General features: G+C 42.3%; 17 protein-coding genes. 5 read left to right on the top strand and 12 right to left on the bottom strand.

The window, feature by feature from the left end; translation table 11 throughout:
- The first annotated feature begins 7 nt into the window (after positions 1–7).
- The 3 genes from hda (at position 8) to FTU58_RS01025 (ending at position 5,124) form a co-directional block, all read left to right on the top strand.
- Positions 8–712 (top strand): DnaA regulatory inactivator Hda, encoded by a 705-nt coding sequence (gene hda, locus FTU58_RS01015; RefSeq protein ID WP_004971812.1) that lies wholly within the window; start codon positions 8–10, stop codon positions 710–712.
- Between the two features lie 122 nt (positions 713–834).
- Entirely contained in the window at positions 835–2,652 is a 1,818-nt protein-coding gene (gene rbtA, locus FTU58_RS01020; RefSeq protein ID WP_179991110.1) for a rhombotarget A, read from the top strand.
- 57 nt (positions 2,653–2,709) lie between these two features.
- Positions 2,710–5,124, top strand: a complete 2,415-nt coding sequence (locus FTU58_RS01025; protein WP_257222315.1) for a CSLREA domain-containing protein — start codon at positions 2,710–2,712, stop codon at positions 5,122–5,124.
- A gap of 100 nt (positions 5,125–5,224) precedes the next feature.
- On the opposite strand, the gene FTU58_RS01030 is transcribed toward FTU58_RS01025, so the two are convergent.
- The 5 genes from FTU58_RS01030 to FTU58_RS01050 form a co-directional block, all read right to left on the bottom strand.
- On the bottom strand, positions 5,225–5,626 hold the full coding sequence (locus tag FTU58_RS01030; protein WP_004971806.1) for a DUF3106 domain-containing protein: 402 nt from the start codon (positions 5,624–5,626) through the stop codon (positions 5,225–5,227).
- Positions 5,616–5,936 carry a hypothetical protein gene (locus FTU58_RS01035; RefSeq protein WP_004971804.1) on the bottom strand — a complete coding sequence of 107 codons (321 nt, stop codon included), beginning with the start codon at positions 5,934–5,936 and terminating at the stop codon, positions 5,616–5,618. The genes FTU58_RS01030 and FTU58_RS01035 overlap by 11 nt, the downstream gene beginning before the upstream one ends.
- Positions 5,933–6,547 (bottom strand): RNA polymerase sigma factor, encoded by a 615-nt coding sequence (locus FTU58_RS01040; protein ID WP_004971803.1) that lies wholly within the window; start codon positions 6,545–6,547, stop codon positions 5,933–5,935. Before FTU58_RS01040 ends, FTU58_RS01035 begins: the two co-directional genes overlap by 4 nt.
- A 156-nt stretch (positions 6,548–6,703) precedes the next feature.
- The gene (locus tag FTU58_RS01045; protein ID WP_004971802.1) at positions 6,704–7,480 is read right to left on the bottom strand and encodes an RNA methyltransferase; all 777 of its coding nucleotides are present in this window, start codon (positions 7,478–7,480) and stop codon (positions 6,704–6,706) included.
- Between the two features lie 50 nt (positions 7,481–7,530).
- Positions 7,531–8,505, bottom strand: coding sequence for a class 1 fructose-bisphosphatase (locus FTU58_RS01050; protein ID WP_004971801.1), 975 nt, complete (start codon positions 8,503–8,505; stop codon positions 7,531–7,533).
- A 177-nt stretch (positions 8,506–8,682) separates the two neighbouring features.
- Here FTU58_RS01050 and FTU58_RS01055 point away from each other — a divergent pair, with 177 nt between their 5' ends.
- On the top strand, positions 8,683–8,868 hold the full coding sequence (locus tag FTU58_RS01055; RefSeq protein ID WP_004971800.1) for an NF038105 family protein: 186 nt from the start codon (positions 8,683–8,685) through the stop codon (positions 8,866–8,868).
- 156 nt (positions 8,869–9,024) lie between these two features.
- Here the strand turns inward: FTU58_RS01055 and pal are convergent, their stop codons facing one another.
- From pal to ybgC, 6 genes are all read right to left on the bottom strand, one after another.
- Entirely contained in the window at positions 9,025–9,594 is a 570-nt protein-coding gene (pal, locus tag FTU58_RS01060) for a peptidoglycan-associated lipoprotein Pal (RefSeq protein WP_179996167.1), read from the bottom strand.
- 70 nt (positions 9,595–9,664) lie between these two features.
- Positions 9,665–10,948 carry a Tol-Pal system beta propeller repeat protein TolB gene (tolB, locus tag FTU58_RS01065; protein ID WP_180061974.1) on the bottom strand — a complete coding sequence of 428 codons (1,284 nt, stop codon included), beginning with the start codon at positions 10,946–10,948 and terminating at the stop codon, positions 9,665–9,667.
- Between the two features lie 193 nt (positions 10,949–11,141).
- The gene (tolA, locus tag FTU58_RS01070; protein ID WP_180061933.1) at positions 11,142–12,377 is read right to left on the bottom strand and encodes a cell envelope integrity protein TolA; all 1,236 of its coding nucleotides are present in this window, start codon (positions 12,375–12,377) and stop codon (positions 11,142–11,144) included.
- Between the two features lie 3 nt (positions 12,378–12,380).
- The gene (gene tolR / locus FTU58_RS01075; protein WP_070154130.1) at positions 12,381–12,830 is read right to left on the bottom strand and encodes a protein TolR; all 450 of its coding nucleotides are present in this window, start codon (positions 12,828–12,830) and stop codon (positions 12,381–12,383) included.
- The gene (gene tolQ, locus FTU58_RS01080) at positions 12,830–13,528 is read right to left on the bottom strand and encodes a protein TolQ (RefSeq protein ID WP_104851739.1); all 699 of its coding nucleotides are present in this window, start codon (positions 13,526–13,528) and stop codon (positions 12,830–12,832) included. The genes tolR and tolQ overlap by 1 nt, the downstream gene beginning before the upstream one ends.
- 27 nt (positions 13,529–13,555) lie before the next feature.
- The gene (gene ybgC, locus FTU58_RS01085) at positions 13,556–13,963 is read right to left on the bottom strand and encodes a tol-pal system-associated acyl-CoA thioesterase (RefSeq protein WP_004971791.1); all 408 of its coding nucleotides are present in this window, start codon (positions 13,961–13,963) and stop codon (positions 13,556–13,558) included.
- Between the two features lie 228 nt (positions 13,964–14,191).
- On the opposite strand from ybgC, the gene FTU58_RS01090 reads away from it, so the two are divergent.
- Positions 14,192–14,770: a hypothetical protein gene (locus FTU58_RS01090; protein ID WP_004971789.1), complete on the top strand. Its 579-nt coding sequence runs from the start codon at positions 14,192–14,194 to the stop codon at positions 14,768–14,770.
- Positions 14,771–14,852: 82 nt separating this feature from the next.
- Here FTU58_RS01090 and ruvB read toward each other — a convergent pair whose 3' ends face one another.
- Positions 14,853–15,860, bottom strand: coding sequence for a Holliday junction branch migration DNA helicase RuvB (ruvB, locus tag FTU58_RS01095; RefSeq protein ID WP_180043332.1), 1,008 nt, complete (start codon positions 15,858–15,860; stop codon positions 14,853–14,855).
- Positions 15,861–16,023: the final 163 nt, after the last annotated feature.

Genomic DNA, 16,023 nt, shown 5'->3' on the forward strand with positions numbered 1-16,023 from the left:
CAATTCTATGCGTCAACTGCAGTTAGATATCGAGCCTCAATTAGATGCACGGATCAGTGATTTTTCTGGTCCAGGTTGGGGGCATGTGATTGATGCAGTTCGACAGCTTCATGCAGGATTGGTCAATCGCTTTTATGTCTATGGTGGTGCGGGTACAGGCAAAAGTCATTTATTGTCTGCAATTTGTGATTCCTATTTAGAAATTGGCAAATCAGCCATTAAAGTATCTTTACTTGAATTATTGGATGCCCCCACTGAAGCAATTACCTCTTTAGACCGTTATGATTTGGTTGCTTTAGACGATATTGAAGCGATTAGTGGTGTACCACATTGGCAACGTGCGGTGTTTCACTTAATCAATTACAGCAATGAGGTTGGTGGTCAGTTGGTGTTTTCATCACGTTTTGCACCGATTGAATTAAAGCTTGAATTGCCCGATTTGCAATCACGTTTGACGCAGGCAGTGAGTGTTAAAGTGCCTTCAGGCAGTTTGTATGCAGACCGACAAGCTTTAGTGAGTTCCGTGTTAGAGCGTCGCGGGATTATCATCGACCCACAAATTATTGATTACTTATTGTTACATGGCCCACAGCAGACCTCGATTTTGCTGCAAAGCCTTGAACAGTTGGTGCAATTACTTAAAGGAGAGAAAACGAAATTAAGTGGCGCAAACCTGCGTCAGATTTATGCTTTAATTGACGAATATCGGTAAAAATTAAAATTACTTGAGAATTTGCGCAAGCTATGCCAAATTATTCGGAAAATAATTCGAAGTTGCAGGGAATTTGCAACTAAAGAAGAAAAAAAACAAAGAAAATTACAAGGAGTACGCTTATGCTCAAGCAGAGCATCGGCATTGGTATGCTGTTTATCGCAGGTCATGCATATAGTAGTAATATCATTGTCACCACCACTGCTGACACCAAAGCAGATGATCAACAATGTTCTTTGCGTGAAGCCATTGAGTATATTAATTTAGGCATGCCTGAAGAAGGCTATTTGGGCTGTGGCGGCAAAAATGCCTCAAGTGTGATTTTATTAGAAAAGAAAGCCGTCTATCAAATTGATACTCAACTTAAAATTACAGAAAACCTTGAAATTAAAACCACCTATGACAGTAGTCTGAATGATAAAACTGCCCCAGGTTTGAATAATGCCACGATTCAGATGCGCGGCAATGAGCGAATTTTCCACATTGAAGATAGCAAGGATCGTTTCTTAAAAGTTTCTTTAAAAGAATTAACTTTACAGGGCTGCGGTGAGGAACGCTGTCGTCAGCAACAAGGTGGTCTGATTTATAATAATGAACATTTAATTTTAGACTATGTGAAACTGAGTCAGGGTGTAGCCAATCAAGGTGGGGCAATTTATAACCTCGCACAAATGACTGACGAGAAGATCCCTGCAGGTTTTATTGAGATCAAAAATAGCTTGCTTGAAGCTAACCAAGCGCAGGAAGGTGGCGTCATTTATACGCAATTCCCACGCTTTGTGATTACAACTTCAGTATTTAAAGGCAACAAAACCATATCAGTTGCTTCAGCCAATCTCTATTCTGCAGCAAGTTTGGCAGATGAAGAAATCAAAGCCTTTCCTAGTATGGGGAATATGATCGTGAGCAGTACTTTTACTGCAAATGAAGGCTATGTCATGAATGTGCTGGATGATATTGGTGTCAATAACATTAGCTTGATTGGTAACAGCCGTGGTGTGTATCTCAACGCACCTTTGGGTAAAGCCTATATTGCCAATAGTGTGATTTTGGGTAATCCACATCCTGTCAGTGTCAATACTGCAGCAAACTGTGTGCAAGCAGGTTCAGATGCAACAAGATTGCAAAATAATTTAGTCGGCGCAGGCTGTGGAGCAGGCGATAGCAACTATCCAAATACGCTATGGACTGCAAATTCGGTGCTTGCAGGTAATCTGCTTGAAGGTGCATGCCAAACCCTCAGTCAAGATAAAACGGCACTCTTTTGTCCATATCAAGTTCCTGAAAACTCATTCTTGGGCTTTATGCGCCCACGCGTATTGCTCAGTTATAACAGCCTGAAAGATTCTGTGGTGTTGAATCAGGGGCAATTACAACTGGGGGATAATACGGTAGTCGGTTGTGCTGCTTCAGATCAGCGCGGTAAAAACCGTCAGTCAGATATTACCTTATGTGACCGTGGTGCAATAGAGGTGATGGTTCCTGAAACTATGGGGCTTATAGGTCAAGATATTTTGGCGGGTCAAATTGCTAAAATGTCGGTGAGTGATTTGTTGGGTGATAGTGATTTGGTACCTAAAGAGTTTTGTGATCAGGTCTTTCCAAACAATCCGACAGGCCAAGCATGGCAAGCAGGTTGTGTGCAAATCGAGCAACTTGATACACGCTCTAAAGGAAAATTGACTGTAGATGAGTTAGGGAATTTGATATATACCCCAGATTCTGCTTGGCATGGTGCAGATGTTTTTAAAATTAAATTAGTCACCAGTACCACACGTTTTAACAGCACAACACCTTATATGGAAGTGAAAGTCCAAGTTATTCAAGAACATGAAAATCGTATGGAAAGCGATAAAATAAAAGTTTCTGGCGGTGCATGGAGCGCTTACGGATTAATGGCTTTATTGGGCTTGTTGGGTTTAAGCCGTAGAAAAGCATAAAGGATGAATATGAAAAATAATAAAAAAACACTATTAGGGATAATGGTGCTGTCTGCTATGTCGCTTATGGCAGCAGATAATCGTGTGATTCAGGTCACGACCTTTGAAGATCAAAATGGTGAAGACTTAAGCAAATGTTCATTACGTGAAGCGTTAGTTGCGGCCAAGCAGAATATTGCGTTCGGTGGATGTAGCGCAGGCAATACCAACCGTGGTGCAACCGATATGATTCAGTTGCAGGCTGGGGAATATATCTTAAACTCAGAATTACGCCCGCAATCTATGGTGCGTATTTATGGGGCGACAGCGGTCGACTATAACCAAGTAGATCCAATTACACATCGTTATCCTTCAATTGCACCGTTAAAAACCACTATTAATGCACATGGCAATAGCCGCATTATCAATACTTCAGATACCCAAGCCAGCGTGGCGCTATACGATGTCATTCTAAAAAATGGGAATGCCCATGGTGGTGGTAATGCAAACCCTGCAGATGCAGGCAAGGGTGGTGCATTATTTGTGGCAGGCCCATTAGCTGCGAACAATGTCGAAATTCAAAATTCGCATGCAGAACAGGGTGGTGCAATTTACGTTGTTGCTCATCAAGCGGAGCGTCAAGTCAATTTAGAGAATGCTTATATCCATGCGAACCAAGCCAAAGTAGGTAGTGTGTTGGCAATGGATTGTAGTGCCAACTTGGTCAATACACGCTCTATGGTGAAAATTGACCGCAGCAGTATTGTGAAAAATGGTGCTGCAAATAGTCTTAGTACTTTTGATCTTTGCGGCCAACCAGATCTTGCGTTGACTGCCAGTACGATTGCACAAAACCAAGCTAATACCAGCAAAGGTCATATCTTTAACTTAAGTAATGCAGAAAATCATCCGCTTAGCACTTTGTCACAGGTGTATTTGCAAAGTAATACCATTGTTGAAAATAAAGCATTGAGTACTTTGTTTTATGACAATTATCCACGTATTGTCCTCTCTTTTAATATGTTGGCCTTTAACCAAGGTAAATCTTGTCGTTATGCATTCCCTGCGAGCTTAGAGCAGGCGCGCAACATCAACACAATTCGCAATGCCTTATTCGCAATGGGATCAGCGACAGAGCAAGGCGAGTGTGATTTGCCTGAAACAGCAAATAGTTCTTATGATGGTGCTAAAAATTTGGATTTGACAGGGCTTAGCTTTGATCAAGTATTGCAGCCCTTGCAAGAACCATCTGCTTATAATTTATTCCTGCCGTTGTATTATCCAAAACTTGGTTCAGACCCTGCGAAAGATTTGATTGATGTAAACAGCATGGGGTGTAGTGATTATGAACAACGTGGTTTAGCGCGGGTGAGTAATGCAACTTTAACTTTAAATCCTGATGCAAAAAATACCTGTGAAATTGGCTCTGTAGAAGTGATGCGCTTAAATGCAGCCGATATTCAAAGCTTGCGTAATGTCTCTTATGAAAGTTTATTTGCCAATTATCAGCAACAAATTGACCGTATTCAGTCTGCGATAGATCAAAGTAAAGATGCTGCATCTTCGGTCGTTTCTCAATCGCGTACTGATTTGAAAACGATGCAGGATTTGTTGGCGAATACCAAAGCTAAGCAGCAATATCGTGCCATTTATGTTGATCCATTTGCGATGGCATTAAAGCAAGATGAACCAACTGCAGATGGGAAATTTGTTCAGTTAAGACAGCTTAATTCTGACAACTTTAGCATTAGCACTGAAGTATTGGGGATTGGTGCAATTTCGGGTTCAGGTACCACATTTAGTACCGATAAATTGACCCAAGATCCACTATTCAAATGTGAATGGGATGCACAGTTGCAACGGATTGTGATGTATCGACTGAATGATAAAGTCACAGAAGCAACCGATTCAGCGTATTGTAAATACACCATTACCTCAAAATTGGACAGTAATTTGCATTCTTCGGGCTTACTTGAAGGTAAATTTAGCAATATTGCCCCAATTGCAAAAGATGATCGTGTACGACTTGAATATGGTACAGACCTCAAAGTGAGTTTTAATCCATTGCTGAATGATAGCGATGCAGGCGATGGTTCTATCAGCACTTTGAAAGAAAATACCAATAAGCCTGCATTCTATAAAGATAGTACAGGACAAGAACTGGCAATTCGTTTTACACAAGTACCTTCAGGTGTGGTACTTACGGCAGATCGTCAAGCACCTTGTCCTGGGGATTATGCACGTGAAATTTGTTATGGTGGCAATATTCAGGTTCAAGTACGAAATAGCTTTAGCCCATTTGATTATGAGCTGAAATACACGATTTTCGATCATGAACTGGAATTATCGCCTGAAGCGACCATTACTTTAGAAAATACAGCGAAAAATACCAATTATGAAGCCAGTGGTGGCGGTGGGGGAAGCTTAGGTTTCTGGGGTATGTTTGGTTTAATCGGATTGGCGTTCTATCGTCAACGTCCAAGAAAATCGTAATCTACCGACTCTTTATTGCAAAAGCCTCATCTGTTTTACACGATGAGGCTTTTGTTATTGGTGACTTCAAGTACTTTCTATTATCCATGAACAGATAAAATTAGTGACTCATTGCAGGCTGCTGATATTTAAGAATGTATTCCTGACGAATTAAAGGTCGTTGTTCAGGTGTTGCTTGTTGCAAGCGTTGTCCTAATTCACGACGTTCTTGCGTGCTCATTTTTTGCCAAGTTTCACGCATTTTTTGTTTTTCGCTATCAGGCAGTTGAGTAAACCAATCCATCCGCTGCTGTAAAGCTACGCTTTTTTCTGCAGGAATTTCTTTTAAGTTTTGATAGCGCTTAATTAAGGCCAATTGTTCTTCTTCAGAAAGAGTTTCCCAGGTTTCTGAAATTTGCGTATCTGCATCTTTGGAAAAAATCCAAAAACGCTCAAACCCTGCAAAACTGGTTTGTAAAAAACTGAGCGCACAACACGCAATCACAATTCGTTTAGCTGCCATGTGGAACTTTGTCCTCACCCAACACCATTAACATTTCTAAATCTTCCACCATTTGTGGAGAAAGTTTAGGAACAGATACAGCTTGATTCTGCGGCTGTGTGGTCATTTCCATTGAATTTGGCAAGACCACAAAACCTGCAATTGCCGCAGCCAATGCAAAACCTGACATTTTCCAAAGCCCATAGCGCGATGTTTTCTTGTCTTGAATATTGTCCAAGACATGATTCATGACCGCGGCTTTGTCTTGATGGTGGCGAGCCAATCCATCAAGTTTAGATGTCACTTGTTTTAAGAAATCATCTTGTTTCATTCTGATGATCCTCCCAGATACGGATTCATATGTGCCAAACTGTTGCGTAAAGCTTGAATAGCACGGTGATAATGCGTTTTTACACTGCCTTCAGTGCAGTTCATAATTTGTGCGGTGGTTTGCGTATCAAAACCTTCCCAAGCACGTAACATAAAAGCTTGTTGTTGCCGCACAGGAAGCCCCGCAATTGCTGCCTGAATTTCTTCTACAGTCACAGCTTGATCTAAAAACTCTGCAGGATTGAGTGCTTGCTCATCGACAATATCAAGTTGTTCAACATCGTCATCATCTAAACTGATTTTTTTGAACCATGAAAACGGTTGAGCGCGGCGAGCTTCTTTACGACGCCAATCTTGTAATTTGTTATTTAAAATGGTGTAAAACAGGGGATACCATTCCTCTGTGGCTTTGTCAGCATAAGATTTATGCAAGGAAATAAAGGCTTCTTGCACCAAATCCATAGCAATGCCGTGCTGTCCTTGCGTTGCACTTTCCATCATCACTAAGGCACGCCCCGTTACGTCTTGCATGAAATTCTTCAGACGTTGCTCAGCCGTACTCTTAAGAGCACTCAAATTTTCCGAGTGTGACGACTTCGGGTTTAAATCCATAGAGATGGAAAATCCTGTCATTGGATACCCACCATTATTTTTAACATCATATTTTTATAACGCTAAAAACAATGGTTTGGTTGACATTGCAAGTTATTATTTTCAGTCTAATCTATTTTTTTTACAGGGCTAGTCTTTTTAAAATAAATTAACCATTTACAGACGTTGGCGTACCATTTCAAAGAAACAGATTGAGCCTGCAATTGCCACATTCAAAGATTCCTGTCCACCTGGTTGTGGAATACTTACCGCTTCTGCATGCTGTAAGGCATAATCGGACACACCTTGACCTTCATTGCCTAGAATCCAGACGCAAGCCTTACGCAGATTTTTGGAATAGAGACTTTCTGCATGGTGTGAACTGGTCACATATACAGGAATCTGAAATTGTGCTAAGACATCTTCGAGTTCAATATTTTCAAAGGTATGCAAGCTAAAGTGTGCGCCCATGCCTGCACGTAACACCCGTGGCGACCAAAGTGAGGCAGAACCTTTGGTACAAATAATTTGTTCAATACCTGCTGCTGCTGCAGAGCGCAATAAGGTGCCGACATTACCCGGATCTTGCACATTTTCTAAAATCAGTGTGTCTGCTTTAAAGTCTAAAGCTTGGCTTGAACTTGGCACGTCGACAATGGCTAAACAGGCAAGGGAAGTGCCTAAAGTGCTTAAATCTTTATATAAAGATTCGCCAATGACAAAGACCACGCCTGTGTATTTAGCCAAAATACGCTCATAGTCAGGATGGCTTAGTGCATGTTCGGTGGTAAAAATCGAATTGATTTTTTTATTTTCATGTAACCACGCCAGACACAAATGTGTACCTTCAAGTACCGTTTGTCCCTGTTTTTTGCGATAGTTATTTTGTTCAATTAAACCACGTAAGTGTTTAATTTTCGGGTTATCTTTTGATTCTAAAAAAATCGTAGGCATGCGATAAAATCCACAGCAGTCAGCGAATGGCCGACTGCTGTTGTTAAAAATTATTGATGGTAGCTGCTGACCAAATCGACTTCATTTTTTGAGCCAATGATGACAGGCACACGTTGATGTAGGTCTGTGGGTTGGATGTCTAAAATACGCACACGACCTGTGGTTGCCGCACCGCCTGCTTGTTCCATGAGCATACTCATTGGATTGGCTTCATACATTAAACGTAAACGACCTGCTTTTTTCGGGTCTTTTAAGTCGTATGGATACATGAAAACCCCGCTACGGCAAAGGATACGGTGAATATCGCCCACCATACATGCAACCCAACGCATGTTAAAGTCTTTTTCGCGTGGCCCAGTTTTACCAGCCAAAAGTTCATCAATATAGCGTTTTACAGGTGCTTCCCAATGGCGTTGGTTTGAAGCATTGATCGCGTATTCTTTTGTATCGGCAGCAACTTGAATGTTGTCTGCAGTCACCAAGAACTCTTGGCTTTCTGGGTCAAAGGTAAAGAATACCACGCCTGCACCAACAGTGAGCGCCATCATGGTAGATGGGCCATACAGGACATAACCTGCAGCAACTTGTTGTGTACCTGCTTGCATAAAGTCTGCAGCTTGGGTCACGGCATTTTTTGCAGGTAAAATTGAGAAAATGGTACCCACACACATATTGATGTCGATGTTGCTTGAACCATCCAGTGGGTCAAATAACACTAAATATTGACCATTTTCCTGAGCAGGAGTGAATTCGTCTAATTCTTCCGACGCCAAACCACCCACATTAGGATGTTTTTGTAACGCTTCAATTAAATAATCATTTGAAATAACATCTAATTTCTTTTGTTCTTCGCCTTGTACGTTTTCATTTTGTGCACTGCCTAATACGCCCGCCAATGCACCTTTTTGTAATGTTTGGTCAATTGTTTTGCAAGTATTGGCTATAGTTTCAATCACTTGAGCAAGTTCGGGTGTTAAATTTCCAGTTTGTTGTTGTAGAAATTGGGAAAGGGTGCGGTATGACATGACTGGAAAACTCCGAATGACTGCAAAAATGAGGATAACAATATGCTGCAATAGTTTAGATGAGAACGCGTTAAAAGAAAAATTAAACTCGACTATTTGCTGTGATTTTACCCTTGCAAGTCCTGCAGAAAGTGCTATGTTGATGTGAAGGATTTAATTTGAGATAGGAGCACAGATATGACAACGTTAAAGTTTGATGCGACTCCAACGCCAAGCGAAGGGATTAGTTTAGACGATATTTCTGAGGACAAGATGAAAGCCGCTTGGAAAGATTACGAGTCTAAACCTGAATATAAAAAGTTTAACAAGCATGATTTGATTGAATCTATGCAAACTGCAAAAGCTGATGCCGAGTCGGAATAACTGAAGCAAAGCTGTATTTCTGCACTTATCTGTTAGTTTTTAAAATATTCGTTCGCCCAGTTTTTTATGTCATAAAAAAGCGCCCTTGTAATAAAGAGCGCTTTTTTCGTATTGGGGAAACACGTTCTAAACGAGTTTTTCCCAAACAGCAAATTATTATTTCAATAATGGTGGAACAGCTTCGTAGTTAATTTCTACGCGACGGTTTTCTTTCCATGCATTTTCATCATGTCCAGGGTTGACTGGCATTTCTTTACCATAGCTCACTGCTTCAAGCTGACCTGCGTTAACGCCGCTGGTGATTAAGAAGCTCTCAACCGCTTTGGCACGACGCTCGCCTAAAGCCATGTTGTATTCGCGTGTACCGCGTTCATCGGTATGACCTGTAAGTGCAACTTTAGAGTTGGCATTCGCCATTAAAAACTGTGCATGTGCTTGTAGGGTCTGGTAATCATCGTTAGATAATTCGCTACTGTCGTAGTCAAAATGCACCACACGCTTTGCCAAGAAAGCTTTGTTGGCTTCGGTTACACCTTTGGCAGATGCACCTGCAAGGTTTTGTGCATTTAAAGCTGCATCTTCACTCAAACCTTGGGTGTTGACTGTAGTTGCACCGTTTGGTGTTTGACCTGCTTGTAAGTCAGTTGTTGGTTTGCGGTTTGCACAACCTGTCATCACTAAAGCTGATGCCAAAACAGGGAGTACCAATAATTTAACTGCGTTCATCCTCATCTCCATGAAGCTTGATTTTTGGTTTTAAAACAGAACTGAAAAGTGTTTACCTTGCGGATACTCATTATTTTGGCGCCCACGCAGGTTCACGCACTTCACCTTGTTCACTTGGTAAGTTCATGCGGAAGCGACCGTCTAAAGACATAATTGACAATAAGCCACGTGCGCCTTCGCGCGTTGCATACACCACCATTTGCCCATTTGGTGAGAAGCTTGGCGACTCATCCAAACTGGTTGGGGTTAAAATATTGGTGATATTGGTGTTGATGTCTTGAATTGCGACTTTGTAATTACTGCCACTTGGGCGATGCACCAATGCCAGTTTACGACCATCGGCACTGAGCGTACCACGTGCGTTAAATGCACCGCGGAAGGTTAGGCGTTTGCTGCTGCCTGTGGCAAAGTCATAACGATAAATTTGTGCGGAACCACCACGATCTGAAGTGTAAATAAATGATTTACCATCTGGTGCATAACGTGCTTCGGTATCAATCGCACTGTCATTGGTCATGCGTCGCAGTTCACGGGTGCTTAAATTCATTTGATAAATTTCTGGATTGCCATGCATGGATGCGGTAAACAACATACTTTGACCATCTGGTGAGAAGCTTGGAGCACCATTTAAACCACGGAAACTGGCTAATTTTTCACGCTGACCTGTCGCCAAATCTTGCACATAAATAGCAGGGCGTTTGGTTTCAAACGACACATAGGCAATTTTTTTGGCATCTGGTGTCCACGCAGGCGATAAAATAGGATCACGCGAAGTCAAAATGGTTTTAGGCTGTTCACCATCAGTATCGGCAATTTGCAGGGTATAGCGTTGTTCAGGTGTTGCAGGGTTGCGCAGTACATAAGCAATGCGTCCGCTAAAGTCACCTTTAATGCCCGTGAGTGCTTCATAAATGGCATCACTGATCATGTGTGCAGCAGAACGTACGCGTGACGCAGGCACGCTTAATAATTCATTCAATAAGTATTGCTGTTTTTGCACATCATAAAGTTGGTAATGAACTTCATAACCGCCTTCTGCAGTGGCTTTGACATTTCCCGTCACCACATAAGGTACACCTGCGGCTTGCCATACAGCTGCATTTGGATTGTTCATGCTTGCAGTTGCAGCAAGGTTTTTAGATGAACTGGTGAATTTGCCTGAACGGTTTAAATCGTTTTCTACAATAGGATAAATACTTTGATCATTGCCAAACGGCACAATCGCAATTTTAGGTGCTTCTTCTGGTGCTTTGGCAATTTCTAAATGCAGTTGTGCAAAAGATTGTGTGCTTAAAACTGGGCTAAGCGCAGTTAAAATAGCAAGACAAAGTAGGTGTTTACGCGTTGTTTCCATCATTCGCTATTTTCTCAAATCAACATAACTTTTTTGGATGTAATTGTGGTACATAATGGCATGCTTTAGCAGGAATGAAAGCATGAATTTATAATAAAACTGTTATAACACTGTGAAAATTTAAATTTATTTATACTCGTAAATATTTTGAGAAGGAGTTAGCCGAATAGATGTTACTCGGCTAACTGGTAACTTATTGTGCCGTAAAGGTAGAGGTGAAGCTACGTGCTTCGCGTCGTGCATCTGGGTCTGATGGCATTGGATAAGGTGCAGCAGCACGAACGGCAGCTTCTACACTGGCTTTCATATCAGGATCGCTAGAATTAACCACGACAGACTGAACTGCACCACTGTCACTTAAAGTCACACGAGCAGTTGCACGTTGACCTGAAGAACCTGCTGGGGTATCCCATGCTCGTCTAATTTTATTTTCAAAATCACGTTTAGCTGTGGATGCAATACGTCTTACTTCGGCCTTTTTCTGAGCGGCTTCTTCTGCGGCTTGTTTGGCAGCTGAAGCTTTGGCTTCAGCATCGGCACGCGCCTTCGCTTCGGCATCAGCTTTGGTTTTTGCATCTGCTGCAGCTTTACGTTTTGCGTCGGCATCAGCCTTGGCTTTTTCATCTGCTGCAGCTTTACGTTTTGCGTCGGCATCAGCTTTGGCTTTTGCATCTGCTGCAGCTTTACGTTTTGCATCGGCATCTGCTTTGGCTTTTGCATCTGCGTCAGCTTTACGTTTTGCTTCGGCATCTGCTTTGGCTTTTGCGTCTGCAGCAGCTTTACGTTTTGCCTCAGCATCTGCCTTGGCTTTTGCATCTGCTTCAGCTTTGCGTTTTGCTGCTGCATTGGCTTCGAGTTTACGTCTCTCTGCAGCTTCTGCTTTTTTCAGGGCTTCGGCTTCTTTACGACGTACAGCATCTGCTTCAGTACGTGCTTTGGCATCGGCCTGGGCTTTTGCTTTGGCGTCAGCTTCTTGTTGAGCACGTGCTTCAGCGCGTGCTTGTTGTGCTTTTAAGCGTTCAGCTTCTAATTTTTGTCGCTCGGCTATTTGTTTGGCTTCAGCAGCTTGTCGTTCTGCTCGTGCTTGCGCCTCTGCTGCTTGTGCAGCTTTTTGTGTATCAACTTGAGGAGCGGGTGGCGTAGGAGCCGCTACAGGTGTTGGAATGACAGGGGCAGGTTCAAGAGCAGGCTCGGCTGTTTGAGTAATTTGCTCTGCTACATTTTCATGTGTGGTTTCAGCAGATTCAGTTTCTAATAAGGGTTTTAAATCTTCTGGTTTTATTAATACCGTTTTAATGGGTTTAGGCGGCTCAGGTGCTTTACTCATGCCCAAATAAAGCAAGCCAACCACTGCGATAAGGTGGACACCTACGGTGAACCCAATCGCGATGGCTTTTTGTTGAAAAGGTGGCTTTTTAAAATCTTTCATAAATTACTTTAAAGGCTCGGTCAGCAATCCAACTTGGGTTAAACCCGCATCTTGTAAGTCAGACATTAACGCAATCACATCACCATAAGGGCGTGTATTATGACCGCGAATAACAACCTGAAACTCTTTGTTTTCAGCTTTGGCTTGAATTTGAGCATCGGTCAAAATTTGTTTCAGTTGGGCTAATTCCAAAGGTTCGGCTTTGTGTTCTTTGTATTCTAAAAAATATTGCCCATCTTTATTTAAAGTCACCAAAGCAGGGGCATCTTTCGATTCAATTGGATTACCATTGGCTTGAGGTAAATCGACTTGAATCCCACTGGTAATCATCGGTGCAGTAACCATAAAAATCACCAATAACACCAACATGACATCAATATAGGGCACTACATTCATGTCACTTTTGAGTGGTTTCTTAATGCGCTCGAAGCGTCCTGAGCGTTGAATGGCCATTAGTCGTGATCCTTAGTATTGCCTAAAGATTGACGTTGTAATAAAGCCACCATTTCTTCGGCAAATAAAGCACGATCAGAATAAATCGCTTCGCCTTTGGCGGTGTAATGGTTAAAGGCAAGTACCGCAGGAATGGCGGCAAATAAACCAATGGCTGTGGCAATGAGGGCTTCGGCAATCCCTGGTGCGACTGTTGCCAATGTGACTTGATCGACATCTGCCAGTCCAATAAAGGCATTCATAATGCCCCAGACGGTACCAAATAAACCAACGTATGGCGCAACCGAACCAATGCTGGCTAATGCACCTAAGCCTTGTTCAAGTTGAGCTTGGTCGCGGCTTAAACCGACACGTAAAATACGTTCTGTGCCTTCAATGGTTTGTGTTGCAGGCGCTTGGCGCTTTTTGAGTTTTAAAAACTCACCTAAGCCTTGATAGAAAATATCTTCCAAACCGACACGTTTTGAATTGAGCTGTGCGTTGTTGTAAAGCGTATTTAATTCTGCACCAGACCAGAAGATTTTTTGGAAATGCTGATCATCTGCCTGTGCTTTTTTATAGCTCATGTGTAACTTGGCAATCAGATACCAACTGTATAATGATGCTAAAAGCAGCGAGAGCATTACCAGCTGAACAACAGGACTTGCTTGTAAAATAAGATCTGATACTTGAAGAGATGATTCGAGTTGTGTTGCCATAGTTACTACATGTGCCAATTCATTTTTTTAATCTTGTCCTAATTCTTTCAGAATAAGGCTACGAATTTCATCTGGCAGACGACGTGGTTTCATATCTGAACCAAGACAGGCCAATTCAACCTCGCCAGATGCAAGCATGATTTCACCACGATAAATATTTTGTTGCAATACAAATGATGACGCTTTACACGAAACTACACTTGCTGTAACAGTAATTAGGTCATCCATTAAGATTGGACGTGAATATTTCACGTTAATTTTATGCACGACAAAGTTGTAATCTTGTTGATGCCAATAATGATCAACACCCGATGCACGAAGCCATTCGGTACGGGTACGTTCCATAAAGCGAATATGGTTGGCGTGGTAAACAATGCCGCCTGCATCAGTATCTTCCATATAGATACGAATTTTAAATTCAAATTTATTCGCCATGATGATGTTCCGCTTCAATGTTGCAAAGTTGTTTGATAAGCAATACTTATAGCTTACGCCGTGTCTGTGAAATTGACGTGAATCGGGGCTATAAGTCAAGCTGTGTATAGCGTGGCAGTTTATCATTCTCAACGCTTCGTCCAATGGCACAAGATTTCAAACATGCTTTTAAGTTAAAATTAGCTGCCTGCCTGATACATGCAGATGATCCACCCCAATGAGCAGCACATGAGCCGTTTAGTTAAATTTTTTGTGGTAATTGCCATATTGTATTTGTTGTGGATGACGCTGTTCCAGCCAGATGGAGGAATTGCGGATAGCACAACCTATCAGTCATCGCAGCAAGTGCATCAATTTAAAGACTATACCATTCAAGCTTTGGAAACCTATGAAGGTGAGTTTCGGGTATTGTCACGTGAAAATTATAATTTTGGACGTGAAGCCGAACTTAGCCCTGTCGATTTTGCTTTGGGATGGGGCGAAATGGCCAAGCCTGAAGTGTATAAACAGTTGTCTATTCGTCAAAGCAACCGTTGGTATCATTGGCGTTATGAACAAGCACCACCGATTCCTGTGCAAGAGATTGCAAGTTTGAGCGCTAATACGCATTTAATTCCTGCCACACCCGCGATTGCGACACAGTTAAAACAGATTGATGAAGATGATTTGATTTATTTGAAAGGTAAATTGGTTGAAGTTACTGCCGCAGATGGGTGGCAGTGGCGCAGTTCTTTAAGCCGTCATGATACAGGGGCGGGCGCGTGTGAATTAATGCTTGTTGAAGATGTGCGTATTATTGAAAATTAGTGTCTATCTACAGACCCAATTGACCTAAATATTTAATAACTTAAAGGGAGATAGCTCCCTTCAAGCTATTTTTTCCTTTGAGCTATTTTTCTTTTGGCTCTGGCGGTGTCATCCCAAATTGTAAATACGCCATATTGGTGGCAATACGCCCGCGAGCGGTTCGCATTACATAACCTTGTTGAATTAGGTATGGTTCAATTACATCTTCCAAAGTGCCAGAGTCTTCAGCCATAGCAGCGGCCAAAGCTTCCACACCTGCAGGCCCACCATCAAAACGCTCTAATAACATTGATAAATAACGACGGTCTAAGGTATCTAAACCATCTTTATCGACATTCAGCATATCTAGCGCACGTTGTGCCATCTCTTGCGTGACTTCACCTGTGCCTTTGACCTGCGCATAGTCACGAACGCGACGCAATAATCGGTTGGCAATACGTGGTGTACCACGTGAACGACGAGCGACTTCATTGGCTCCTGCATCGGTCATTGGCACACCCATTAAACTCGCCGAGCGTTTGACAATATGGGTCAAATCTTCAACCGAATAAAATTCCAAACGCTGCACAATACCAAAACGGTCACGTAACGGTGAGGTGAGTAAGCCTGCACGTGTGGTAGCGGCGACAAGGGTAAATGGTGGCAAGTCCAGTTTAATGGAGCGTGCTGCAGGCCCTTCACCAATCATGATGTCCAGTTGATAATCTTCCATCGCTGGATACAAAATCTCTTCAATCACAGGTGAAAGACGATGGATTTCATCAATAAATAACACATCGCCTTCTTCAAGATTGGTCAGCATGGCGGCTAAATCACCTGCGCGTTCCAAGACAGGCCCTGAAGTGGATTTAAGATTGCCGCCCATTTCACGGGCAATAATATTGGCGAGTGTGGTTTTACCTAAACCTGGTGGTCCAAAAATCAGGGTGTGGTCCAGTGCTTCTGCGCGTCCACGGGCTGCACCAATGAAAATTTCCATTTGTTCACGCACTACAGGTTGCCCAATATAGTCATCGAGTGAAGTGGGGCGAATGGCGCGATCAATTTGATCTTCGGGTTTTTCAGAACCACTGATTAGACGGTCTTGCATATCGTGTTAACTAATCTCTTGAGCTGGGCATTTTGATGCTGCATGCACAGCCTCAAAGTATGAGTTGCGTTTAAATGCCTTTGCGAAGGCATGATTTTACTTTTGAAAGATCAAAAGTAACAAAAATCTTATGTTGAGTTGAGGGTATATCCCTATACCCCAA

This window comes from Acinetobacter sp. YH12120 (assembly GCF_013418795.1).
Lineage (GTDB): Bacteria > Pseudomonadota > Gammaproteobacteria > Pseudomonadales > Moraxellaceae > Acinetobacter > Acinetobacter towneri.